General features: G+C 69.1%; 16 protein-coding genes. 14 read left to right on the top strand and 2 right to left on the bottom strand.

Translation table 11 applies throughout. From position 1 onward, the window contains the following. Positions 1-56 precede the first annotated feature (56 nt). From ACZ54P_RS14540 to leuD, 7 genes are all read left to right on the top strand, one after another. Complete coding sequence (locus tag ACZ54P_RS14540; RefSeq protein ID WP_465462009.1) at positions 57-665, top strand: DUF6230 family protein; 609 nt, start codon at positions 57-59, stop codon at positions 663-665. A 27-nt stretch (positions 666-692) separates the two neighbouring features. Continuing rightward, the gene (locus ACZ54P_RS14535; RefSeq protein ID WP_465462008.1) at positions 693-1,634 is read left to right on the top strand and encodes a DUF6114 domain-containing protein; all 942 of its coding nucleotides are present in this window, start codon (positions 693-695) and stop codon (positions 1,632-1,634) included. 1,255 nt (positions 1,635-2,889) lie between these two features. Further along, complete coding sequence (locus ACZ54P_RS14530) at positions 2,890-4,584, top strand: long-chain fatty acid--CoA ligase (RefSeq protein ID WP_465462007.1); 1,695 nt, start codon at positions 2,890-2,892, stop codon at positions 4,582-4,584. Between the two features lie 180 nt (positions 4,585-4,764). Beyond that, positions 4,765-6,489 carry a 2-isopropylmalate synthase gene (locus tag ACZ54P_RS14525; protein WP_465462006.1) on the top strand — a complete coding sequence of 575 codons (1,725 nt, stop codon included), beginning with the start codon at positions 4,765-4,767 and terminating at the stop codon, positions 6,487-6,489. Positions 6,490-6,672: 183 nt separating this feature from the next. Continuing rightward, on the top strand, positions 6,673-7,692 hold the full coding sequence (locus ACZ54P_RS14520; protein ID WP_465462097.1) for a 3-isopropylmalate dehydrogenase: 1,020 nt from the start codon (positions 6,673-6,675) through the stop codon (positions 7,690-7,692). Positions 7,693-7,805: 113 nt separating this feature from the next. Next, positions 7,806-9,227 (top strand): 3-isopropylmalate dehydratase large subunit, encoded by a 1,422-nt coding sequence (gene leuC, locus ACZ54P_RS14515; RefSeq protein ID WP_465462005.1) that lies wholly within the window; start codon positions 7,806-7,808, stop codon positions 9,225-9,227. Positions 9,228-9,232: 5 nt separating this feature from the next. Continuing rightward, positions 9,233-9,826 carry a 3-isopropylmalate dehydratase small subunit gene (gene leuD, locus ACZ54P_RS14510; protein WP_465462004.1) on the top strand — a complete coding sequence of 198 codons (594 nt, stop codon included), beginning with the start codon at positions 9,233-9,235 and terminating at the stop codon, positions 9,824-9,826. Positions 9,827-10,278: 452 nt separating this feature from the next. On the opposite strand, the gene ACZ54P_RS14505 is transcribed toward leuD, so the two are convergent. Next, positions 10,279-10,563 carry a hypothetical protein gene (locus ACZ54P_RS14505; RefSeq protein WP_465462003.1) on the bottom strand — a complete coding sequence of 95 codons (285 nt, stop codon included), beginning with the start codon at positions 10,561-10,563 and terminating at the stop codon, positions 10,279-10,281. 1,143 nt (positions 10,564-11,706) lie between these two features. Here ACZ54P_RS14505 and ACZ54P_RS14500 point away from each other — a divergent pair. After that, a complete protein-coding gene (locus ACZ54P_RS14500; RefSeq protein ID WP_465462002.1) occupies positions 11,707-12,939 on the top strand; it encodes a helix-turn-helix domain-containing protein in 1,233 nt (410 codons plus the stop codon). 38 nt (positions 12,940-12,977) lie between these two features. On the opposite strand, the gene ACZ54P_RS14495 is transcribed toward ACZ54P_RS14500, so the two are convergent. Next, positions 12,978-13,793 (bottom strand): AfsR/SARP family transcriptional regulator, encoded by an 816-nt coding sequence (locus tag ACZ54P_RS14495; RefSeq protein WP_465462001.1) that lies wholly within the window; start codon positions 13,791-13,793, stop codon positions 12,978-12,980. Between the two features lie 330 nt (positions 13,794-14,123). Between ACZ54P_RS14495 and ACZ54P_RS14490 the strand changes: the two genes are divergently transcribed. The 6 genes from ACZ54P_RS14490 to ACZ54P_RS14465 all read left to right on the top strand — a co-directional run. Next, the gene (locus tag ACZ54P_RS14490; RefSeq protein ID WP_465462000.1) at positions 14,124-14,951 is read left to right on the top strand and encodes an alpha/beta fold hydrolase; all 828 of its coding nucleotides are present in this window, start codon (positions 14,124-14,126) and stop codon (positions 14,949-14,951) included. Continuing rightward, on the top strand, positions 14,951-16,792 hold the full coding sequence (locus tag ACZ54P_RS14485; protein ID WP_465461999.1) for a 1-acyl-sn-glycerol-3-phosphate acyltransferase: 1,842 nt from the start codon (positions 14,951-14,953) through the stop codon (positions 16,790-16,792). The genes ACZ54P_RS14490 and ACZ54P_RS14485 overlap by 1 nt, the downstream gene beginning before the upstream one ends. After that, positions 16,789-18,285 carry an HAD-IB family hydrolase gene (locus ACZ54P_RS14480; protein WP_465461998.1) on the top strand — a complete coding sequence of 499 codons (1,497 nt, stop codon included), beginning with the start codon at positions 16,789-16,791 and terminating at the stop codon, positions 18,283-18,285. The genes ACZ54P_RS14485 and ACZ54P_RS14480 overlap by 4 nt, the downstream gene beginning before the upstream one ends. Before the next feature lie 12 nt (positions 18,286-18,297). Next, complete coding sequence (locus ACZ54P_RS14475) at positions 18,298-19,695, top strand: wax ester/triacylglycerol synthase domain-containing protein (protein WP_465461997.1); 1,398 nt, start codon at positions 18,298-18,300, stop codon at positions 19,693-19,695. A 39-nt stretch (positions 19,696-19,734) separates the two neighbouring features. Continuing rightward, complete coding sequence (locus tag ACZ54P_RS14470; RefSeq protein ID WP_465461996.1) at positions 19,735-21,339, top strand: PfaD family polyunsaturated fatty acid/polyketide biosynthesis protein; 1,605 nt, start codon at positions 19,735-19,737, stop codon at positions 21,337-21,339. 40 nt (positions 21,340-21,379) lie between these two features. Further along, positions 21,380-25,294 (top strand): beta-ketoacyl synthase N-terminal-like domain-containing protein (locus ACZ54P_RS14465; protein ID WP_465461995.1); only part of this gene is annotated, 3,915 nt, incomplete at its 3' end.

Here is a 25,294-nt window from a genome sequence, read left to right as displayed (position 1 = left end):
CCATGCTGAAGCAAGGCGTCGCCCGGCGGCCGGGTGACCGAGGAAAGGACTGAACCATGAAGCGGTCGGAATCGCGGGGGAGAACGCGGTGGGCCCGGTTCGCCGGGATCTTCGGACTGGCGCTGGCCGGGGCGGCGCTGTTGCTCACCGGGCTTTCACAGGGAGCGCTCGCGGCGTCGTTCGCGGTGTCCGGTGGCTCGTTCAAGATCAGCGCGGACAAGCTGGTTGGCGAGGGTTTCGTCCAATACGGGGATGTCGACCAGGGCAGCGGTCAAGCCCACGCCGTCGCGGTGGGCGCTTTTCGCAAGGCCACGCTGGACAACTTCTGCCAGTCGGTGTTCTTGCCGAAGGTGCCCATGGTCGGGGACGTCACCCTGGTACTCCTCTCGGGAGGGCCCGGCGGGATGGAGTCGACGGACATCATCATCGGCATCGCCTCGCTCACCGGCGATCTCCGCCTGACCGACACCCAGATCGGCATCGACGCCGCTCAGCTGACCAAGGGGCCGGAAGCGGCGAAGGGCAGGCCGGGAGCGTTCGGGCTGCAGGCCACCGGCGCGACCATCGGCCAGCTCCGGCAAACGGCGTGGAGCACCAACGCGCAGACGTTGCGGCTGAAGAATCTCGCGTTGTCGCTGAGGAGTGGCAAGAATGAATGCTTCTGAGTTGGCTGACGGCCGCGGGCCGGACCGATGATCGGCCGCCCGCCCGGGCGGATCAAGGCCGGATGGCGGGCATTCCGCGGCTGGCGACGGCACCGGCCCTTCGGTGCCGGGATGTTCCTGCTACCCGCCTCCGTCGTGATAGGACTACCGCCGTACGCCTCCTTCCGGCTGGGTGACCTGGTGCTCTCGATCAACACCATCGGCGGGGTGTCGGCGCTGCTGATCGGCGCCCTGCTCCTGATCTGCGCGGTGTCGCTGTGGTTCAGGCCGCAGTACCGGGTCGCCGCCGGCGTGACCGCGATCCTCGTCTCGCTGGTCGCGCTGGTCACCAGCAACCTCGGCGGATTTCTGGTGGGCACCGTGCTGGGACTCACCGGAGGGGCCCTGGCTCTCGCCTGGGCCCCTCCGGCCAACGGCGAGCGGGATCGGGACCAGGAAGACGGGCCGGGCTCGACACGGGCCAGGGCCGCGGGGATCACGGTCCTGCTGGTCGCCGCACTGGCCGTCGGCCCGGCGGACGCCCCCTCGGCCCGCACCACCGCTGCTCCGGCCGGCCGGGTGTGGGTGCTGACGGCCTCCGTCCTGCAGTTGACCGGTCTGCAGTACCACGGCGTCGGCACCACCAGGGTGGGCGGCGTGCCGGTCGAAGTGCTCAGATTCACCGCCAGCCGCATCGACATCACCAGCCTGGTCCAGACGAGCGAACTGGTCGACGGCCACCTCGGCAGGATCACCGCACCACCCGGAAGCGTCTCGACCGCGACCGGCCATCCCATCGAGCTGCTCACCCTGCGGCTGAAGGGGACCTTGAGCGTGCTCGGGCTCATCGGCCTCCCGGTCGATTTCACCCCGGACCGTCCTCCGCCGCTGGTGTTGCCCAGCCTCACCTTCACCGACGTGACCGTGGTCAACACCGACCTCAACCACGCCCGCCTGACCATTCCCGCCGCGAAGATCACCATCACTTGACCCGGCTTCCCGGACCGATGCGTCGGGCCGGGCTGCTTCCGCCACGGTGTCACCGGGGCGGGATTGGTTGTACCGCACGTGTTTCTCTCGCTTGACGTGTCGACCGCGCGCAGAACACAGTGCCGGTGGCGGCGAACGGCCGTTTCGTGGCTCCGAGGGATCTTCCCCCTGAGGTCGACGTGCTGCGGTGCCTCGTGAGCCTTCTTCGGGAATTTCGCGACGCAGCGGGCCGATACGTGCCGACCCGGACGGGCGGCGGCCTTCCTGTCCGGCACCCAATCCCTCAGGACGGCAACCGTTGCGCGACAGGGCATCGATTGCATGGCCTCGAGCCGTCGTATCGGCCTACCCGGACAGCGCGCGCGGAGTTCGCGCGCAGCAGGCCCGGTGAGTCCGGGAGTGACTATGCCCCAGGAACCATTGCGAGGTAAGGCAAAGGTGCCTTGTCTTGGGTGGGTTGGTGGCCAAGGCGGCGCTGGGGTCGTGACAGTCGGCCGATCGGGTCTCCCGCCCAGTACACGCCTTTCTGGTCCGACGGAGCGTGGCCCAAGTACATGAAGGCCCCCTTCCTGTACCTAGGCGCAAGGAAGGGGGCCTTCATGTACTTATGGAGGGGTAGGGCGGAGGTGGCAGGTGGCTTTCGCGACACCGTCACCCCACGGCCGCGAGCGATCCCCACGACCCGACACCTTTGCGTTACCCCGCAATTGAACCCGAATCGCTACTCACGACCACCCCGCGAGCCGCTCACCGGAAGACTTCACGGACACGCCACCTTTGATCGCCTCAAATGAACGTAGACGTATGTCCTGCTCGCCGGTAGGCGCATTCGTTGCCAGGGCGCCCTTTTGGCGCGCGGGTGGTACTCGGCACACAGCGAAAGCGAGCTGTCGCTTCGCGTCACCCCCGCGCGCCTCCAATGCGACAAGCGGATCTCGTCTCATGTGGAAGCGGGAGAAAGCCGGGTTCACCTCGAGTCCCGATCCTCTCTCGCCGTACTTTTCCGTGTGCTGGCAACGATCGCGGAGTTCCGGGCGTAGTCGCCGAAGAGGGCATTGAACTGCTGGGGAAGGGTGCTGGAACGCCTGCCGGCGACCGGTTGCGGGACCCCAGGCCAGCGGCCACGCAAGACAACCGCGCACGGTTGCCGGTGACGAGAACACCGGAATATGTTTCCTGTCAACGGATCGCGCCGCTCGGCGAACCGCCGCCCGATGCAGGCACCCAATTCCGGAGGCACGCTATGCACAGCACGATGCCGGACACACCACTGACCATTGCCCGCATCCTGCGGTACGGCGCTACGGTCCACGCTTCCTCTCATGTGTCCACTTGGAACGGAACGGGGTTCGACAGAAGGAGTTACGCGGAAGTCGGTGAGCGGGCCGCCCGGCTGGCGCACGCGCTCCGTGACCGGCTGGGGGTGCGCCCCGGTACCCGGGCGGGGAGTGAACAGGGCGTCGTGGGCACCCTCATGTGGAACAACGCCCGTCATCTCGAACTCTTCGTCGCGGTTCCCGCGATGGGGGCCGTGCTGCACACGCTGAACTGGCGGATGCCCGCGGACCAGCTGCTTTACACCATCGGCCACGCCGGGGACGAGGTCATCATCGTGGACGCAGGGCTGACGGAATCGCTCGCCCCCGTACTCGCGCGGTTGCCGGAAACCGTGCGGCACATCATCGTCGCCGGTCGTGGCGGCCGTGAGGCGCTGTCCGGATTCACCGGTGAAGTCCATGACTACGAGGAGCTGATCAGCGACCATCCCGGGGACTACCCCTGGGAGGAGCGGTTGGACGAGCGTGCCGCCGCGACGATCTGCTACACCACCGGAACCACCGGCAAGCCCAAGGGAGTGGTCTACAGCCACCGTTCGATATTCCTGCATTGCCTCCAGGTGCTGTCGCCGAGTCATTACGACATCAGCCCGCACGACACTCTTTTCTCGATAGCGTCCATGTTCCACGTGATCGGATGGGGCATCCCGCACACAGCCTTCTTCACGGGCGCCGACCTGCTGCTGCCTGACAGGTTCACCCAGGCCGAATCCCTCGCCCGCATGATCGACAAGGGGCGGCCCACCTTCAGCGCCGCCGTCCCCACCGTCTGGTCTTCTCTCTTGGAGGAACTGGACACCCGCACCTACGACACCGAAAGCCTGAGGCGGGCGTACGTAGGCGGTTCCGCTTGCCCACCGGCTTTGATGGCCGCGTACCGGGACCGGCATTCCATCGAGCTTCTGCACGGCTGGGGGATGACCGAGACCATGGGGCTGGTGAGCGCGGCGGTCCCGCCCCGGGAAGCGGACGCCGACGAGGAATGGGCCTACCGGGTCAGCCAGGGGCGGTTCCCGCCGTCGGTGGAGTTCCGGCTCGTCGGCCCGGACGGCGCACTGGCGCCCTGCAACGGTGTGGCCACGGGGGAACTTCAGCTGCGCGGCCCCGAGGTGACGTGTGCCTATCACGGCGGTGACGAGGCTGCGTGGGTTCGGCCGGCGGAGAACTTCACCGCGGACGGCTGGCTGAGGACCGGTGACGTCGGCGCGATCACCGCGAACGGCTATCTCAGGCTGACTGACCGGGTGAAGGACGTCATCAAGTCCGGCGGTGAGTTCATTTCCAGCGTGGGATTGGAGAACACGCTGATGGAACACTCCGCGGTGATCGAGGCGGCCGTCATAGCGGTGCCCGACGACCGGTGGGGCGAACGTCCGCTGGCCACCGTGTCACTGCGCCACAACGGCATCGACCCGGCGGAACTACGTGATTTCCTGGCCGAACGTCTCGACGCGTGGATGGTGCCCGAACGCTGGGCGGTCCTGCCGGCCGTGCCCAAGACCTCGGTGGGCAAGTACGACAAGCGAGCCATCCGTGACCAGTACGTGCAGGGTCTGCTCCCCATCGTGCGGCTCGGCAGGCACCGCGGCGGCCGCCCCGCCATGAAGCAGTGACAACTCGTCGGCAGGTGACGTCCGCGTTCCTGCCTTCACGGTGAAGCCTCGACGGCGGCGGGTCTTCCGGCAGGGGCGCCGACCGCGCTCCCGCCCGGAACGTTTTCGCGTTCTCGTGCCGGAACTTCGCCCGCACCGGCGGGGGTTATGGCGCCATGGAAATCCAGGAAAGAGGAAAAGATGAGCCCTTCACCACATCGGCACCGCGCCTTCCGCGCCCAGGACATGGGCGCGCAGACAGCCAGCGAAATGCCCGTGCACAAGTACGCTCCCTATCAGCCGATCGGGCTGGAAGACCGCACCTGGCCCAGCCGCCGGCTCACCCGCGCGCCGCTGTGGGGCAGCGTGGACCTGCGTGACGGCAACCAAGCACTGCTGGAGCCGATGGATGTCGCCCGCAAGCGCGTCATGTTCGAGCTCCTGGTGGCCATGGGATTCAAGGAGATCGAGGTCGGCTACCCAGCCTCGTCCCAGGACGACTACGAGTTCGTGCGGCACCTGATCGAGACGGACTCCATCCCTGACGACGTCGTCATCCAGGTCCTCTGTTCCATGCGGACCGACGCCATAGACCGGAGTATCGACGCGGTACGCGGAGCCCGCAGGGCGGTGCTGCAGTACATCAACCCGACTTCCGTCGCGCAGCGGCGGGTGGTCTTCCGTGCCAGTCGCGAGGAGACCGTGGCGCTGGCCCTCGAAGGCACCCGGCACGCCGTCCGGCTCCAGGAAACGTTGGCGGAGACCGAGCTCTACCTGTCCTACGTGCCGGAGTCCTGGAGCCAGACCGAACCCGACTTCGGCGTGGAGATCTGCAACGCGGTACAGGAGTACTGCGCCCCCCGCACCGACCGCACCCTCCGTATCGCCCTGCCCGTGACCGTGGAGTGCTTCCCGCCTCATGAGCTGGCGGACCGCATCGAGTACACGTGCCGGAATCTGGCGTATCGCGACCGGACCATCCTCACCCTGCACCCGCACAACGACCGCGGCAGCGCCGTCGCGGCGACCGAGCTGGCCCTCCTCGCCGGCGTCGACCGGGTGGAGGGCTGCCTGTTCGGAAACGGTGAGCGCACCGGCAATGTCTGCCTGCCCACCCTGGCGATGAACCTGTTCTCCCAGGGGATCGACCCCATGCTCGACCTGAGCGATCTGGACGGCATCCGTGCCGTGGTGGAGGAGTGCAATCAGCTCCCGGTCTCCGCTCGCCATCCCTGGGTGGGCGAATTCGTCTACACCTCCTTCGCAGGCACGCACCAGGACGCCATCGCCAAGGGGCTCAAAGCCCGGGAGGAGGCGGGTGATCCCGATGCCGTCTGGGAAGTGCCCTACCTCGCCGTCGACCCCCGCGACATCGGGCGCAGCTATCAGGCGCTGATCCGCATCAACACCCAGTCCGGCAAGGGTGGCATCGCCCACCTGCTGCACAGCACGCAGGGGCTGACCCTGCCCCGGCCGTTGCAGATCGACTTCGCCCACGTCATGCAGAAGTTCTGCGAGCAGCGTGGCGGCGAAGTGGGCGCGGACGAACTCTGGGAGCTTTTCACGGAGCGGTATGTGGCACCGGGCACGGAGTCCGACGAGGGGACGACGGACGCCGTGGAGATTTCCGCCGCCGACTGGACGCCCGCCGACTGGAAGATTTCGGTGTGCCGGGCGTTCTCCGCTCTGGAAACCCCCGGCGCGGTCCAAGGCGTCAACGTGGAGCGGCTCCAGGGGCGGCCCGGATACGCCGCCTTCTGCGAGACCGTCCTGAACGGGCATTCCTTGTGGGGCGTGGGCATTCACGAGGAGGAGACGGAAGCGGTCCGGAGGGCCGCGCTCGCCACAGCCCGGCGAGCCTGGGACGAGAAGCAGTCCGCACCGTATGCCACCTCGACCGCGGCCGCGACGGAGCCGGCCGTCTGAGTGCTCTGGAGTCCGCGGCCACGCGCGGACCAAGGGAAGGCGGCAGCGGTCTGCCGCCGGTCCGGGGCACATCGGGCCGGTTCCCGACCAGGGACCGGCCCGTCCCGGGCCCAAGAGCGAACCTCGCGAACAGCTGCCACCACCCGAATGAAGGAGAGAGATGCCATGCCGACCAGTCGTAGCATTCGCCTCGCGGTGATTCCCGGTGACGGCATCGGCCCGGAAGTGGTGGCAGAGGGACTGAAGGTCCTGGCCGCCGTGCTTCCGCCGGACGTGAAACTGGAGACCAGCCCATACGATCTCGGCGCGCGGCGGTGGCACGCCGGCGGGGAGATCCTGCCGGACGCCGAACTGCAGTCGCTCAGGCACCATGACGCGATTCTGCTGGGCGCCATCGGCGATCCCACCGTTCCTTCCGGCGTTTTGGAACGGGGCCTGCTGCTCAAGCTGCGTTTCGCCTTCGACCACTACGTGAATCTGCGCCCAGGCAAACTCCCTCCGAACACCGGCGACCGCCCGCCCGTCGACTTCGTCGTGGTCCGGGAGGGCACCGAAGGTCCGTACACGGGCAACGGTGGCGCGCTGCGCGTCGGCACTCCCGCCGAGGTGGCCACCGAGGTGAGCGTCAACACCGCCTACGGGGTGGAGCGGGTGATCCGCTATGCCTTCGAACTCGCCGACGCCCGGCCGCGCCGGAAGCTGACGCTGGTGCACAAGAACAACGTGCTCGTGCACGCCGGCAACCTGTGGCAGCACACCTTCGACACGGTCGCCGCCGAGTACCCCGGCGTCAGCACCGATTATCTGCACGTCGACGCCGCCACGATCTTCTTCGTCACCCAGCCCGAGCGGTTCGACGTGATCGTCACCGACAACCTCTTCGGTGACATCCTGACCGACCTGGCCGCGGCCGTCACCGGCGGCATCGGCCGTGCCGCCAGTGGCAACATCAACCCCACCGGCACCCATCCCTCGATGTTCGAGCCGGTCCACGGCTCCGCCCCGGATATCGCGGGCACCGGCAAGGCCGACCCGACCGCCACCGTCCTGTCGGTCGCGCTGCTCCTGCGCCACCTGGGCTACGAACAGGAGGCACGGCGGATCGAGGCCGCCGTCACCGCCGACCTCGCCGAACGCGACGCGGAAGCACCCCGCAGCACCGAGCAGATCGGCGACGCACTCACCGCTCGCCTGGCGGGCTGAGCCGCTCAAGAAGTTCCTCGATGTCTCGTGAAACGAGGCATTACGCACGGGCACAGCGTGAAATCCGGTGCCGGCCCGGCTCCGGTTCCATCCATTCGCTCGAAGGGAAGTCCATGGCCAAGACATTGGCGGAGAAGGTCTGGGACGACCATGTCGTCCGGCGCGCCGAGGGCGAACCGGATCTGCTCTACATCGATCTGCACCTGCTGCACGAGGTGACCTGCCCGCAGGCGTTCGACGGGCTCCGCAAGGCCGGTCGGCGCGTGCGGCGCACCGACCTCACCATCGCGACCGAGGACCACAACACCCCCACGATCGACATCGACAAGCCGATCGCCGACCCGGTCGCCCGCGCAATGCTGGAGACGCTGCGGAAGAACTGCGCGGAGTTCGGGGTCCGCCTGCACCCACTGGGCGACGTCGAGCAGGGCGTCGTCCACGTGGTGGGGCCGCAGCTGGGCTTGACCCAGCCCGGAATGACCATCGTCTGCGGCGACAGCCACACCTCCACCCACGGCGCCTTCGGCGCCCTCGCCTTCGGGATCGGCACCAGCCAGGTCGAACATGTGCTGGCCAGCCAGACGCTGCCGATGGCGCCGTTCCGGACCATGGCCGTCACGGTCGAGGGCGAGCTGCCCGCCGGTGTCACGGCCAAGGACCTGATCCTGGCCGTGATCGCCGAGATCGGCACCAGCGGCGGCCAAGGCCACGTCATCGAATACCGCGGCCCGGCCATCGAGAAACTCTCGATGGAGGCCCGGATGACCGTGTGCAACATGTCGATCGAGGCGGGAGCCCGGGCCGGCATGATCGCCCCGGACGAAACCACCTTCGCCTATCTCAAGGACCGCCCGCACGCGCCCAAGGGCGCCGCCTGGGACGCCGCCGTCGCAGACTGGCGTGCCCTGCGCACTGACGAAGCCACCTTCGATCGCGAGGTCGTCATCGACGCCTCCGCTCTCTCTCCGTTCGTCACTTGGGGCACCAACCCGGGGCAAGGTGCTCCGCTGTCGGGCTCCGTCCCCGACCCGGCGGACTTCGCCGACCCCAGCGAGCGGATGGCGGCGGAGAAGGCGCTGGAGTACATGGGCCTGAGGGCGGGGCAGCCGCTGCGGGAGATCGCGGTGGACACCGTCTTCCTCGGCTCCTGCACCAATGGGCGAATCGAGGACCTGCGCGCCGCGGCCGCCGTGCTCCAGGGCCGCTCGGTGGCCGACGAGCTACGGATGCTGGTCGTGCCCGGGTCGGTGCGTGTCGCGCTCCAGGCCGTCGAGGAGGGGCTGGACAAGGTGTTCACCGCCGCCGGCGCCGAGTGGCGCCACGCGGGCTGCTCCATGTGCCTGGGCATGAATCCCGACCAGCTGGCCCCCGGCGAGCGGGCCGCGTCCACGTCCAACCGCAACTTCGAGGGCAGACAGGGCAAGGGCGGCCGCACCCACCTGGTCTCTCCGCAAGTGGCAGCCGCCACCGCGGTCCTCGGTCATCTGGCCTCGCCCGCCGACCTGTCCGAACTGCCCCTCACCACCGGAGTCTGAATCCCATGGAAGCTTTCACCACCCACACCGGCCGGGTCGTCCCGCTGCGCCGCAGCAACGTCGACACCGACCAGATCATCCCCGCCCACTGGCTGAAGAAGGTCACCCGGGACGGCTTCGAGGACGGGCTCTTCGATGCCTGGCGCAAGGACCCGCAGTTCGTGCTCAACCAGCCCGCCCGCCAGGGTGCCACCGTGCTGGTCGCCGGGCCGGACTTCGGGACCGGTTCCTCGCGCGAGCACGCCGTCTGGGCACTGCAGAACTACGGTTTCAAGGCCGTCATCTCTTCCCGCTTCGCCGACATCTTCCGCGGCAACTCCCTCAAGAACGGCCTGCTGACCGTGGTGCTGCCGCAGGAGACCGTGGACCGGCTCTGGGAGCTGACCGAGGCCGACCCCGCGGCCGAGGTCACCGTGGACCTGCTCGACCGCCAGGTTCGTGCCGAGGGGATCACGGCTGATTTCGAGTTTGACGACAACGCCCGGTGGCGTCTGCTGGAGGGTCTGGACGACATCAGCCTGACCTTGGACCACGAATCCAGCATCGCGGAGTACGAAGCGCGGCGCCCTTCGTACAAGCCTCGCACCCTCCAGCAGTGACGGATGCGGAGCCACCACAGCCAGCGGTGCGCCGGTCAGGTCGTCGGCCAAAGAGCGGTGAGCCCCCGCGGTCGAGTCCACAGCTGGACTGATGTTGTCGCAAGTCGGACCGTCGTCCCATGATATTCGCTGTGGTACAGCCCTTCCGGCGCAAAGCCCCTGCCGCTGATCCTGCGCTGCGCAGTCGCGCGACGTCCTGGCCCGGCCGGCTGCGTCACCGGCCGTGGAGGGCACGCGGATGACGGATGACAGGTCGCAGCGCCCCCGTCGATCTGCATGAGGTTCTGGGCGAAGGAACTCGGGCAAGTCCGGCGCATGATGCAGGGTATGACGACGGGGCTCGCGGACTACGCCGCGGAAATGCGCGAGAGTACGCAACGACCCGGCGATATCGGAGCCAGGGAGGCCCCTGTCGCTGTCCGAAGTGGACGGGGGTCTCACTGTCGTGGGCACTAAGCCAGCCGACGGCGTGGCGGGCCGCGGGGCGGCCGCCAGGCGCACTGTCCGTTGCTGCGGTCGGTGTTGCTGACTGGTTTGGCGATACGGCGCGGTTCGAGGCCGAGTTCGTACGCTTCGAGCAGCGAGTCGACGGCACGGTCCGGGCGTGGTTCGCCGACGGCAGTGCGGACATCGCCGACGTGTTGACCGGCGCGGACGGGGCTGTTCGCCGTCAGTACTCGCCGCACGTGCGGGTGTGGTCGGCGCTGGACGGCGGGCGGCAAGTACAGACGGCGCACGATGCCGCGGCATCGTGATGGCGCTGGCGATGCTCCGGTCCACGAGCCGCCGATGGCGGCACGACGACGATGGCTGCCACCTGGCGCCGGTGCGGTCACCGGGGTCGAGGATTGTTCCTGTGGTCCTTACCCGTTACCCGGAGCAGCTCCGGTCGACCGTCGCCAAGGCGTGGCAAGACCTGACGGTCGCGCTGAGGATCGGGCATGATCCCCGCCGAGGCCCGCTCGGCCGACCGCCCCGGTGACTGTCATTGGCGATGCCATCCATCTCGACCCCCTGGCTTCGGCGGCGATCTGGCGATGGGGCACGCACGCCACCTCTGTGAAACGCTGGTCCAGCGACGGCTTCCCCACGCCGATCGCGACGAAGGCGAGCGCATGAGCCTCCGGGCTGTTGGCAGAAAAGCCTCTCGGTGTCCATGGTGATGCGATGGCCGGTCATCGGAGTGCTGGTCGGAGCCTCGGAGGGTACGGTCCAGCTGTCGGCGAGATCCGGTCCGGCGACGGCATTCTCCGCTCTGCACTGCGGTTTTCCTGGCGAAGTACGCCCTCGCCGCGGCGGTGCTGGTACCGCTGTACTCGGCCGGACAGGTCACTGCGCTCGGCATCGCCGCCACCCTGGTGGGAGGGGCGGGCCCGCGGTGGGCGTCCGCGTGTACCTGTGCCGGCGAATCCTGCGTGCCGGCGCGATCTCCGCCGCCGGCACCTCGAACCGTAGTTGAGGGCCGCGTTCAGTTCGGCTGCGGTGGTGCAAGCGTATGACTTCTCTGAATTCCGCGCGCGCTCGTCCTCGGGCGAGTCCCGGGATATGGTCCGCTGAACCGGTGTGAACTTTGTCAAAAGAATGGTTGTCTGATGATTTCACTTGTTCGAATGACGGATGCCTGAGGTGCTGGTGAAGTTCCTTGATATCAGATGGCCCAAAAGTATCTCGAATAGGGTAGGTCGTCATGACCAACAGTCACGTCGACGCTTGAACTGCTGCAACGCGAGGTGTACGCCGTTAGTTCGTCTGTTCTGGCTCCTTTCCTCAAAGTGTTGATCTTGAGAGTTGCGGGGCTCTCGACTTGTTTAGACCGAATGATTCCAGCTTTGCTTGTGGCATCGATGTGTGCTCAGATGTGATCGTTGAAGGGGGGCTAGTTGGATTTCCATGAATCGACGGTCGGCAAACGTATAGAGGCGTTGCGGCGAAGGCGGGGCCTGTCCCGCAAGACACTCGCCGGGCTCGTCGGCCGAAGTCAGGAGTGGCTCCGCCAGGTGGAGAAGGGTTCGCGGCGGATGGACAGCATCGAAGTCCTCGTCCGCATGTCCGAGGTCCTCCGAGTGAACGATTCGTCCCAATTGCTGCCGGGATTCGCCGTTTCCGGCGGCCGCCCGGGTGAACGGGTCAGGGGGTCCCTGACGGAGCACCTGCGGCGTTCCCTGTTCCTGCTGGATGCTTGCCCCGAGAACGTGCCGGAAAAGCGGCCGGCCGCGCAGTCGGTGTCCATCCTGGCGAGGGAGGCCGATTGGCTGTGGCGAGATTGGGCGTCGTCCGGTCGTCGGTTCGATCCGGTCGGGCACAAGAGTTCGGAACTGCTGTCGCGGTCGTGGCAGGTGTGCGAAGTGCTGTCCTGTGAGTGCGGTGACGGGCTCAGTCCGGCTTGCCGGACTCATGTGCGGATGCTCCTGCTTATGGCGTCGTTGTTCTCGCGTCTCGGTGAACACGAACTCGCCTACTTCGCGGTCCAGCAGGCCACGCGCCGCGCAGGCCACCACTCGGCCACGTCCCCGGACATCGAATGTGGACCCGCGCTGGCGCACGTGTTGGCGCGGCTGGGCTATTCCACCGAGGCGTTGCCGATCGCCTTGGGAGCGGTCCGCCGTCACCACGACAGCCCGGCCGGTGTCCAGACCGCCCTGCATTTGTCCGTGGCCGAGGTGGCGGCGATGGGCGGTGATCACCGGACGTGTGAACAGTACCTCGCCTCGGCGGAGAAGCTGGCCTTGAACCGGACCGGAGGGCCGGGAGAGGAACTCGTCATCGGGTCTGCGTCGGTGTCCGCTCGGAGAGCGTTGTGCATGCTTCGGCTCGGCCAGGCCGATCTGGCCCTTCATGTCGCGGAAGAGGCCGACGCCGAAGAGGGGCGTCCGGCGGATGAAGTGGTGGATCTGTACCTCGCGCTCGCCCAGGTGTGGGTGGCGCGGCGTGAGGACGTGACGGCGCTGCTCACCTTGCTGCGGATCGAGCGGGTTTCGCCGGACGACCTGTACTACAGCCGGTCGGCGGCGAAACTGCTGGACACCCTCCAGCAGTCCGCGCTCCCGACGGTACGGGCAGAGGCGACCAGTCTGGCGGACCGGATCGTGCCGCGTTCCCTGAACCCGTCGTGAGGAGCCGTACTCCGGTCAAGTGAGCACGGCCGCCGCTTTCACCCAGTCGGCCCCAGTTCGTCGAACGGCCAGAAGTCCTGCAGCAGTACCGTGTCGTGGCGGAGGATCGCCGTCATCCACCGCTGCAGAGCGGGAGTCGGCTCGACGCCCAGTTCTTCGGCCAGCCGCGAGCGGGCGTGGTGGTAGGTTTCCAGCGCGTCAGCCTGCCGCCCCGCGCGGTACAGCGCCACCATGAGCTTGGCTTGGAGCCGTTCCCGGAACGGAAACGACAGGGCGAGTCTCCGGGCGTCGCCGATGATCTCCGAGCACCGGCCGGCGGCCAGCGCACTCTCGATCAGGACTTCCCACAGGGAAAGCCGGGTCTCTTGCAGGCGAAGCCGCGCCGCCTGCCCCTCCATGCCCACGTCCAGCCCGGTGAACGGCTCGTCGCGCCACAGGCCGAGAGCTTCCTGCGCCGTTTCCATGATCGCGTGCGGGTTGCCGCGCGGAAGACGGCCGGCGATCTTCGCCAGCCGTTCGAAGCGGGCCGAGTCGACTTCGACCCGCGCGTCCAGCTCGAGACGGTATCCCGGGTACCGCGGCCGGAGGGTGACCAGCCCACCGCCGCACCAGCGGTCGAGGTCGCGCCGGAGGCGGCTCACGTGGGCGTGGATGGCACCGACAGCATCGTCGGGAGGCACTGGCCACAGCTCGCGGATCAGCTGATCCTTGGACACTGTGCTGCCCGGGTTCGCCAACAGGGCGACGAGCAGTCTCGACCGCAGGGAACGGTGCGCGACGACATCGCCGGACAAGGTACGCAACACCAACGGACCGAGGCACAGGATCTGCACGGGCGGGCCTTCCAGTCGCACGGATAGTGATTCTCTGAGTACTGATTGTGCTCAGTGGGTGGTTCACGACTCCAACCCGAATTGCGTGCGAAGACACCCGTTTCGCGGGATCGCGGCTGCCAGTCCAGTGGAGCCTCGCCGTGCTCCAGCGCAACCGGAAGTGCTCGTGCCAGGTCCAGCCGCGGTGTCAGCCCCGATGTCCGCGTCGTTGTCAGCCGAGGTGTCAGCGACCGTGGTTAGCGTCGGTGAAGTCAGTCCGACAGCGCCGGAATCCGGGGAGATCGTCTCGTGTCTTCGTTGTCCAGCGGCGTACCGCCGACTCCCCTCCACACCGGGGGGCAAGGAAAGCCCTTGCTGCTGCTGCACGGGCTCGGCTCGGTCTGGCGGACCTGGGAGCCCGTCATCCCGATGCTGGAACAGGATTTTTCGGTCATCGCGCCGACGATGCCCGGCCACTGGGGAGCGCTTTCGCGTCGTCCGGCGGATCGGGCGACCCCGCAAACCGACGCCGACGAAGCCGAACACTGGCTGGACCACTTCGGCCTCGACCGGGTGGCGGTGGTCGGCCATTCGCTCGGCGCGTGGACCGCGCTGGAGCTGGCCCGTCGGGGTCGGTGCGAGACCGTGGTGCTGCTGACCCCGGCCGGAGCGTGGCGCTCACGGGCGGACCTGATCAAAGGTGCACTGCGCTCGGCGGCCGGGCATGCCGTGGCCCGCGTCATGGCGCCGTTCGCGCAACCCTTGATGCGGCTGCTCCCGGTCCGCAGGGCGTACTTCGACTTCTTGGTCCGAGACGGACGGCGCATCGATGTCCCGGACGCGGTGCTGGAGCTGAGGGCGGCCGCCTACTGCTCGGTGATGATCGCGGCCCTGTGCGCATTGGCCAGAGCCGAGAGGATGCGGCCGTGGCACGACCACGAGAACCCCGTGCACGTCGTGCTGGCGGAGAAGGACCGAGTGCTGCCCTTCGAGGGGTTCGAGGCCCCCTTGCTCGAGCTCGTCGAACCTGTGGACTGGTTGATGCTGCCGGGCACCGGCCACATGGTGCATCGGGACGCACCGCAGCTGGTCGCCGAGCTCATCCGCGGCGCTGTGCTCGACGGCCGCATGCCCGGCGTGGACGTGCGACATGGCGGCCGGGGCCGTCAGCTCCGTTCGGTGCCCGCGGGGGATCTGTGATGAGCCGGGAGGTCGGGCTGATGTCCGCGGGCGGCAAAACGATGAGGAAGCAGGCACGGGCGGGCCGGAAGGCCACGGTGTCGGCGGTCCTGGCACCCGCACTGGCGCGGAAAGCGGTGGCGTCACTGGCGAAGTCGCTCGGCCGGACGGAGCGAGAGGTCCATCGGGAACTGGCCGTTCACCTCGACGAGCTCGTGGTGGCGGAACGCCCGTGGGCGGCCGAGGCCCTCCGGCCGCTGCTGTGGCTGCTGGGTTCGCGGCCCTGGCGCATCCGCACCGGGCCTGCCACCCCGGACGGGCCGGAGACCTTGGCAGGCCGGGGGCCGGCGGTGTTCGTCGTCGCCCATCGATCCTATGTGGACTCGTTGGTGGTGAACCGGGTCCTGAACCGGTCGGGGCTCGCTCCGAGCTACATCTTCACCGGGGACAATCTGCGGTTCTGGCCGCTGGGCCCGCTCGGGCGGCGGAGCAACCTCGTTTTCATGCGCCGTCACTTCCCGGACGACGCCTGCTACAAGCTCGCTCTGCGCCTCTACGTCTCCTACCTCCTCCGCGAGGGTAAGAACCTGATGTTCGCCGTCGAAGGCGGACGTTCCCGCGACGGCGGCTTACAACCGCCGCGGCTGGGTTTGCTGCGCTACGTCCTGGACGCGATCGACGGAGAATCCATTCCCGCGGTGTCCCTGGTTCCGGTGGCCCTGACCTACGAGTACTTGTTCGAAGCCACCGCCTTGGTGGACCAGCAGGCGGGTGCGGTCAAGCCGGCTGAGGACCTCGCCGGGCTCCTGCGGTTGGCGTGGGCGCACCGGCGCCGGCGAGGCGCCGTCGACGTGCGATTCGGTGAGCCGCTGCGGCCGGCCCGCCGCCCGGGGAACACGTCGGCGGGCCACCCCGGAGACGACGTCATGACGACTGCGCTGCGGCTGTGCGCACGCATCAACGAGGCGACGCCGATCACGCCGATGGCGTTGGTCGCGATGGTTCTGCTGGGGTCGCCCGGTGAGTCGTGGACGGTGCCGCGGCTGCGCGAGCGACTCGCCGGGGTACTGGAGTTCGTCCGGTACCGGGAACTGCCGGTGGCGGTGTCGGTGTCGGTGGAGCATGTTCCGGCCCACGTCGTGCGTGAGTGGCTGGAGCACTTGCTCGCAGCGCGGGTGATCGAGCGGGATGGAACCGGGGCCGCCTACCGGCTGCCTGCCGGAAACCGTCGGCTCGCCGCCTACTACCGGAACATGTCCTGCCACTGGTTCCTGCCGCGGGCGCTCGCCGAGATCGCGTTGCTGCGGGCCGCGGCTGCCGAGGCCGAAGACCGTGATTCCTTGGTGGTGAAGGAAATCGAGAGCTTGGCGAAGGTGCTCACGTGCGCTGTGACCGGGCTGTCCGCGGAACACCTCGGTGCTTATGCCGCCAAGGAGACGGACCTCGTCGTGACGGGATGGCGGGACCTGCCGTCGGTGGAACTCTCGCGACGTCTGCGCGCGGTCCCATGCCTGTTCGCTCCGCTGGTGCTGCGTCATGTGGCGGAGGGGTTTTCCCTCGTGGCGGCGCGGCTGGCCTTACAAGCGCCCGCCGTGCCGGTCGACGAGACGATGCTGATCCGCTACTGCCTGCGCGACAACGACAAACCGCCGGGTGGCGACCACCACGTGCTCCCGGAATCCGTTTCGCTGCCGTTGTTCTCCCGCGCCACATCCTTCTTGCGAGCCGAAGGGTTGTTCGCCACGAACGTGGATCCGACGTCGCTGCGCAGGCAGCGGCGCGACGCCGAGACCGCGCTGACGGCGCTCCGGGACGAGATCGCCGCGTTGGCCGTCCGGTTCGATGAGGAAGGGAAGCGATGAACGACGTCGACCAGCGGCTGGAAGAGATCGAACAGGGCCCCAGTGGCCCGCGAACAGCCGCCGTGTTCGACTTCGACGGCACCGTGATCCGGGGATACTCCGTCGAAGCCTTCCTCCGCCGCCGGTTGCGCGCTTTTCCGGTGGAGCTGCCCTTGCTCACCGGAGTGCTCTTGTCGCGGTTCCGGACGGACTGGACCGAGAGAGACGTGTCGAAGTTCGTGCGTACGGTCGCCAAGGCGCTGGCCGGCACCCCGGAGCGAACCGCCGAGAAGATCGCGGGGCGAGTGCTCGAACGCGACATCGCCGCCCGGTTGTTCCCCGACGCGTGGCGGCTCATCCTGGCGCACCAGCGTAAGGGCCACCTCGTGGTGCTGGTTTCCGCCGCGACGAGGTTCCAGGTGGCTCCGATGGCGGCGGAACTCGGTGTCGACCACGTGCTGTGCACGAAATTGTCCACCTGCGACGGGGTGCTCACCGGGATGGTGGACGGCGAGGTGGTCACCGGCTGGGCGAAGGAAGAGGCTCTGCGGAAGTTCGCGGCACGGCACGACGTGGATCTCACGGAGAGCTACGCCTATGCCGATGACGCCGCCGACGTGCCGTTCCTGGACGCGGTGGGACACCCGTGCGCGGTGAACCCCCAGCCGAGGCTTCAGCAGGTGGCCCGCGAACGGCAGTGGCCGTCCTGCCGTTTCCGCGTCGATTCCGGCCCCGGGTTGCCCGGTCTCGCGCGGACGGTGAGCGCCTACGGGGCGACCGCGGCCGCGATGGCCTCCGCCTTGGCCGTCGGCCTGGGGGTCAACCATGACCGGCGGCAGGCCGTCGATCTCGCCCAGGGGACGGTGGCCGACCTCGCGCTGGCCCTGACCGGGGTGACGGTCACCGTGCGTGGTGAACACCACCTGTGGGCCCACCGGCCCGCGGTTTTCCTGTTCAACCACCGCAGTTCGCTGGATCTGCTGGTGGTGCTCAAGGTGCTGCGCCGGCATCTCACCTCGCTGGCGAAGAAGGAGCTCAAGTGGGCTCCCGGGTTCGGCCAGTTCCTTTGGCTCAGTGACGCCGTCTTCATCGACCGCGGCGGGCCGGCCACGGCCGGAAAAGTGATCACCGAGGCGGTGGAACGGCTTCAGCGAGGAGTGTCACTGGCCATCGCCCCCGAGGGCACCCGGTCCCTCACCCCCCGGCTCGGCCGGTTCCATCGGGGCTCGTTCGTCATCGCGATGGCCGCCGGGGTGCCCGTGATCCCGCTCGTCATCCGCGACACGGGGAACCTGCTGCCCAAAGGAGCGCACATTCCCCGTCGCGGACACGTCGAGGTCGTGGTCGGGGCGCCGGTGGAGACCACGGGCTGGCAACAGGACGGCCTGGAACGCGGCGTCGCGAGAGTCCGTGACTTCTACCTCGAAGTGCTGGGGCAGCAGCCCGCGCCGTCCCCGATCCCGAGGGAGACCGGCTCCTCGCGGGCGCGGGACCTCGGCACGTCGACGCCGTAGACAGGAGCAGTCATGTCCAACGGACAACCCGATGGTTTCGTCGGCAGCGACGCGTGGGGTGCGGCACGGCGGATGAACGGACTCGACACGGTGATGTGGCGCGCGGAGGCCGATCCTCTGCTGTGTTCCACGGTCATGGCCGTGTACACCCTGGACCGGGTGCCGCCTTGGGCGGACGTCGTCGCCGAGCACGAACGGATCGTGAAGAGTGTTCCCCGGCTGGCCCAGCGGGTCAGCGAGACCTGGCTCGGCGTGGGAAACCCCGGCTGGCGGCACGATGCGCAGCTCGACCTCGGCTACCACCTGCGCCGGGTGCGCCTGCCCGAACCCGCCGACCACGGCGCACTCCTGGCGCTGGCGCAGACGATGGCCTGCACCCCGTTCGATCGGCGCCGTCCGTTGTGGGAGGCCGTGCTCGCCGAAGGGCTCAACGGGGACCAAGCGGGCTACGTGCTGAAGCTCCATCACAGCAGCATGGACGGCGCCGCGTTGATGTGCCTGGACGCGCTGATGCACCCGCCGTACGGCAGCGACCCCCCGCAGCCCGGGCTGTCCGTGGTGAGGGACGAGGGCAACGGAGCGGGGAACCGGGCCCGGTCGGCCGGCTGCCTGGCTGCCGTGGGCGGGAAGTTGCTCGGCCACGCGACCGGCGCGTTGCGGCACCCGGTGCGTGCCGCACGCGAGGGCGGCAGACTGGTGGAGTCTCTTGTGCACGTGTTCTCCCGGCCCACGGCGGAACCGTCCCCGTTGCTCCGGGGAAGGGCGGGTAGCTGGCGGTTCGTCACCGCGGACGCCCCGCTGGCGAGCGTGCGGGCGGTCGCCAAGGCGGCGGGCGTGTCCCTCAACGACGCGGTCGTGTCGGCCGTCCTCGGTGGACTCCGGCGCTATCACGAACACTTCGGCGTGCCACTGTCCACAGTGGCCACCGCGATCCCGATCGCGGGCGGCCGCCCAGGACAGATCCGCGGCGGCAACGGGTTTTCGGTGGCGCGGATGGCGATGCCGATGGGCGAGCAGGACCCGGTCCGGCGCATGCGGATGGTCCGGGAGCTGATCGCCGGAGTGCGTGCCGAACGGGCGGGCAAGGCCCCGGTGCTGCTGGCCCGCTCGATGGGGGTGCTGCCGTCGTTCGTCGTCGCGCCCGTGCTCAAACACACGACCCAGGCCCACGACGTGCAGATCAGCAACCTGCGGGGTGCCGAGTCGCCGCTGAGCCTTGCCGGGGCGCGCATCCTGCGGCTCTACCCCTTCGGCCCGCTGCCCGCCATCGCCCTGTCGGTCACCATGCACACCTACGACGGAAACTGCTGTTTCGGCGTCAATTTCGACGCCGCTGCGGTGCGCGATCCCGCCGTGCTGGCTCGTTGTCTCCAGGACGGCATCGACGAAACCACCACCGCCGGCTTCTGACCCGTTCCCGCGCCCTTCCTCCCGGAAAGCAGGTCGACTGTGCACGCCTACGCCCCGAACACTTCCACGCACCCGGACATCCCGGCCGGCGAAGCCGCGGCGTTCGACCCGGTGGGTATCGCCGACTGTGTACGGCGGCCCCGGGCGACCCTGCACGTGGTCGACGGCGGCCCGGACCGAGGGCACGGCGTGCTCATCGGCGACCGTCCCGCTGGAGACCTGCCGGTGGTGGGCACGTTGCCGCCGCTGTACCCGGAATGGCTGGGCGACCGCTCCTTCTGCACTGACCACGGTGTGCGGTTTCCTTATGTGGCGGGAGAAATGGCCAACGGCATCGCCACGGTGCAGATGGTGACCGCCCTCGCCGAAGCCGATCTGCTCGCCGTGTTCGGTGCCGGCGGGCTCGGCCTTGGCGCGATCGAGCGTGCGGTGGGCGAACTGGGCACCGCGTTGGCCGGACGGGCCAACTGGGGCGTCAACCTGATCCACGCGCCGGGCGAACCGCTACTGGAGGAGCGCACCGCCGACCTGCTGATCCGGCGGGGTGTCCCGACGGTTTCCGCGTCGGCCTATCTGACGCTGACCCCCGCTGTCGTCCGTTGTGCCGTGGCAGGCCTGCGCCGGGAGCACACCGGCCGGATCGTGCGGGCGCGGCGAATGCTGGTCAAGCTCTCCCGGCCGGAAGTCGCCCGGCTGTTCCTGTCGCCGGCGCCGAGGGAAGTGCTGCGCGAGCTGATCGGCCGCGGCCAGATCACCCCGGAGGAGGCGGAGCTCGCCGCGAGCGTGCCGCTGGCCGACGACGTCACGGCCGAGGCGGACAGCGGGGGGCACACGGACAACCGGCCGCTGACCGCGCTGCTGCCCGCCGTGCTCGGCCTGCGTGATGAGCTCACCCGGCAGCACGGCTATCGCCGGGTGATCCGGGTGGGAGCCGCGGGCGGGCTCGGCACCCCGGCCGCGGTCGCCGCGGCCTTCGCGGCGGGCGCCGCCTACGTGGTGACCGGATCGGTCAACCAGGCCTCCGTCGAGGCGGGCCTGTCGGAGCAGGCCAAGGCGCTGCTGGCCGAGGCCGATCTCGCCGACGTGGTGATGGCTCCCGCCGCCGACATGTTCGAGATGGGCGTCAAACTTCAGGTCCTGCGCAGGGGAACGTTGTTCGCCTCGCGCGCGGGCCGGCTCTACGAGGCCTATCGCGACTACCCCGCGCTCGAGGCCTTGCCCGCGGACTTGCGCACCAAGCTCGAACGCGAGGTCTTCCGGTTGCCGGTGGACGAGGTCTGGCAGCAGACCCGGCAATTCTGGCAAGACCGTGATCCCGCCCAGCTCACCCGGGCCGAAACCGATCCGCGGCACCGGATGGCCCTGGTCTTCCGCTGGTATCTGGGCCAGTCCAGCCGGTGGGCGATCAGTGGTGAACCGAGCCGGACCGCCGACTACCAGATCTGGTGCGGCCCCGCGATGGGTGCCTTCAACCGGTGGGTCGCGGGAAGTTTTCTCGCCGCGCCACGCAATCGGACGGTCGCGCAGATCGCACTGAACCTGCTCGAAGGCGCCACCGTGCTCACCCGCGCACACCAACTGCGCACCTTCGGCGTGCCGGTTCCCCCGGAGGCGTCGGTGTTCGTGCCCCATCCGCTCTCCTGACCGCCACGAGAGCCAACAGACCACAGCGAAGGAGAAGGCCATGACCGAGTTCTCACGGGAGCGGCAGGTGCCCGTCGCTATCGTCGGCGTCGGCGCCCTGCTGCCCGGAGCGACCGACACCGGCCGGTTCTGGCGGGTGGTGGTGTCCGGCCGCGACACCATCACCGACGTACCGCCGAGCCGTTGGCTGACCGAAGACTTCTACGACCCCGACCCGTCCCTACCCGACAAGACCTACGCGCGGCGCGGCGCGTTCCTCCCGGAGGTCCCGTTCGACCCGGTGGCCTACGGTGTCCCGCCCGCCAACCTGGCCGCCACCGACACTGCGCAGCTGCTCGCCCTCATGGTGGCCGAACAGACCCTCGGCGACCTCGCGGGAAAGCTGGACGCCGAGGCGCGGGAACGGGTCAGCGTGGTGCTGGGGGCGTCCGTCCTGCCGCTGTACGGCCAGATGGTCAACCGGCTCGAACGTCCGGTGTGGCTCAAGGCCCTGCGCGAAGAGGGTATTGAGGAGCAGGCCGCGCAAGCGATCTGTGACACGCTCTCGCGGCACTACGTGCCCTGGCAGGAGGCGACCTTTCCCGGTGTCCTGACGAACGTGGTCGCCGGGCGGATCGCCAACCGGTTCGACCTGCACGGCATGAACTACACCACCGACGCGGCGTGCGCGAGTTCACTGTCGGCGGTCTCCGCCGGGGTGGCGGACCTGGCACTGGGGCGATCGGACCTGGTGCTCGCCGGCGGGGCCGACACCCAGAACGGTGTCGAGATGTTCATGTGCTTCAGCAAGACGCCGGCGCTGTCGCCCACCGGCGACTGCCGCCCCTTCTCGGCCGACGCCGACGGCACGATGCTGGGTGAAGGCGTGGTGATGCTCGCGCTGAAGCGGTTGAGCGACGCCGAGCGGGACGGGGACAACATCTACGCGGTGATCCGAGGGATCGGCTCGTCGTCGGACGGGCGCAGCACCGCGGTCTACGCACCGTTGCCCGAAGGGCAGGCACGGGCCCTGCGCCGCGCTTACGAGGAGGCCGGGTACGGACCGGAGACCGTGGAGCTGGTCGAGGCCCACGGCACCGGCACCAAGGCCGGGGACCGCGCGGAGTTCACTGCCCTGCGCGCGGTGTTCGACGACTCCGGCCGACCGGACCGGCAGTGGTGCGCACTGGGTTCGGTGAAGTCGCAGCTGGGCCACACCAAGTGCACCGCGGGCGCCACCGGTCTGCTCAAAGCCGCGCTGGCCCTGCACCACAAGGTGCTGCCGCCGACGATCAAGGTGGACCGGCCCAACCCCGCGCTCGAGTTGCCCGCCAGCCCGTTCTATCTCAACACCCTGGCGCGGCCCTGGATCAGCCCGGCCGACGAACCCCGTCGCGCCTCGGTTTCGAGCTTCGGCTTCGGCGGCAGCAACTTCCACGTGGCTCTCGAGGAGTACGTGCCGCGGCCCGGCACGGCCGCCCGGCGGCCCTGGAACCACCCCGCCACCGCCACCGAACTCCTGCTGCTCGGGGCAGGCACCGCGGAAGCGCTGATCGACCGGGCCCGGGAACTGGCGGCGGCCGCGCGCGAGTCCGGCGGCGAACTCACCACCTTGGCCCGGCGTACCCAGTGCGAGTTCTCTGCGTCGGACGAGGCCCGGCTCGCGGTGATCGCCGCCGACCCGGGCGACCTCGCGGCCAAGCTCGACCAGGCCACCGAGCTGATCGCGCAGAACCCGGCCGGACCGATCTCCCTGCCGTCCGGCACGTACTACCGCGTCGGCGTGGCGACGCCCGGTCGCGTCGGCTTCCTGTTCCCCGGCCAGGGCTCTCAGTACGTCGGCATGGGTGCGGACGTGGCGGTGCACGTCCCGGCGGCCCGTGCCGCGTGGGACCGGGCCGCCGCCACCGACCTGGACGGACCGCCGGTGCACCGGGTCGTGTTCCCCCCGCCCACCTTCGGCGAGGAGGAGAGCGCCGAGCAGGCCCAGCGGCTGAACGCCACCGAGTGGGCGCAGCCCGCCCTGGCCGCGCACAGCACCGCCCTGCTCGCGGTGCTGCGAGAGCTCGGGCTCACCGCGGACTGCGCGGCGGGCCACAGCTTCGGCGAACTGATCGCCCTGCACCACGCGGGTGCCTTCGACGCGGAGACGCTCCTGCGGCTGGGGCGGCGGCGTGGCCTGCTCATGCGTGAGGCGGCACAGCACACTCCCGGTGCCATGCTCGCCGTCGCCGCGCCGGCCGAAGACGTCCAGCACGCCATCGACGAACTGGGTGATCCGGGCGTCCTGGTGATCGCCAACCACAACGCTCCCCGGCAGGTCACTGTCTCCGGCGACCGCGATGCGGTCACGAAACTCGCGCGAATGCTGGAGGAGCGCAAGGTGACCAGCCGCGAACTGGCCACCTCGGGTGCCTTCCACAGCCCGCTGGTGGCCGATGCGGTGCCGAAGCTGACCGCGTTCCTCGACGACCTCGACGTTTCCGCGCCCCGGATACCGGTCTACGGGAAGGCCGGTGGAGCGATCCACCCCGCGCAACCCGGCGCCGTCCGCCGCGGCATCGCCGAGCACGTGGTGTCACCGGTGCATTTCACCGACACCGTGGAGGCGATGTACGCCGACGGCGTGCGCACGTTCGTGGAGGTCGGCGCGGGCGCCACGCTCACCCGCCTGGTCGGCCGGATCCTGGACGGCAGGCCGCACACGGCCGTGGAACTCGATCGCCCGCGCCGCGACGGGCTCACCTGCCTGCAGGACGGGCTCGCCCGGCTGGCCGTCGACGGCGTCGACCTCGCGTTCGATGCTCTCTGGGAACCGTACGGTCCCGCGCACCAGGAAACCGCCGAGGCGGAAGCGCGGCCCGGCCGTCCCGCGATGGCGGTGCCGATCGACGGCGGCAACCACGGGCGGCGCTATCCGCCGCCGGGCGGGCACCGGGAACTGCCGCGCCCCAACCCGCCTCTGCCGCCCGCACCCCCCGCCACTCCGGTGGCTCCCGCACCGCAAACCGTGAAGCCCGAGAAGAACGGAAGCCACGCCGTGCCGACGACCACCCCGCCGAACGAACCGAACGGCCTCCCGCCCGCGCTGAAGCACCTGCCCGACCTGCCGGGCCTTCTCGACGACGACTGGCTCACGGTGCTCCAGAACACCCAGCAGCAGACCGCCGACGCCCACGCGGCCTACCAGAAGATGGTGACCGACGCCCATCTCGCGTTCCTGCGCCTGTCCGAAGCCTCCCTCAACGGCCTGCTGGGACAACGGGAAGGGGCGAATGGCGAGTACGCCACCACACCGATCACCGGCCACGGCGACAGCGGTGCCGGCCTGCGGTGGTCGACGATCCGGCAGGGCAATGGCACTGAACCGCCGGCGCTCACGGAAGCTCCCGAGCGTAGCCAGCCGGCCGCCGAGCCTCCGGCGCGGCGGCCGGCACCCGAACCGGTTCCCGCTCCGCCGGTGCCGATGCGCGAACCGGTTCGCGAGCCGGCCCCGGCTTTCGAGCCCGCCGCCGCGTCGGCCGGGCACCTGAACGGCGCGACGGCCGTCATCGACGCCCCCGCCCCGGCCCCCGTTTCCGGGGCGAGTGCGGATTTGACGGATTCGTTGTTGTCGGTGGTGTCGGAGTTGACGGGTTATCCGGTGGAGATTTTGGGTTTGGATATGGAATTGGAGGGTGATCTGGGGGTTGATTCGATCAAGCGGGTGCAGATTTTGGCGGCTTTGCGTGAGCGGGTCGGGGGTTTGCCGGAGCAGGATATGGCGGCGTTGGCAGAATTGCGGACGTTGCGCGAGGTCGTGGAAAGCGCCGGTGGCCTCGGCGCCGCTTCGTCGATTCCTTCACCGCGCACTGAACTGCTTCCGGAGCCGGGCGCGGACTTGACGGATTCGTTGTTGTCGGTGGTGTCGGAGTTGACGGGTTATCCGGTGGAGATTTTGGGTTTGGATATGGAATTGGAGGGTGATCTGGGGGTT

The organism is Amycolatopsis sp. NPDC034160 (assembly GCF_055575355.1).
The sequence above is the reverse complement of the archived record's forward strand: the minus strand, read 5'-3'. Positions and strand labels throughout refer to the sequence as shown.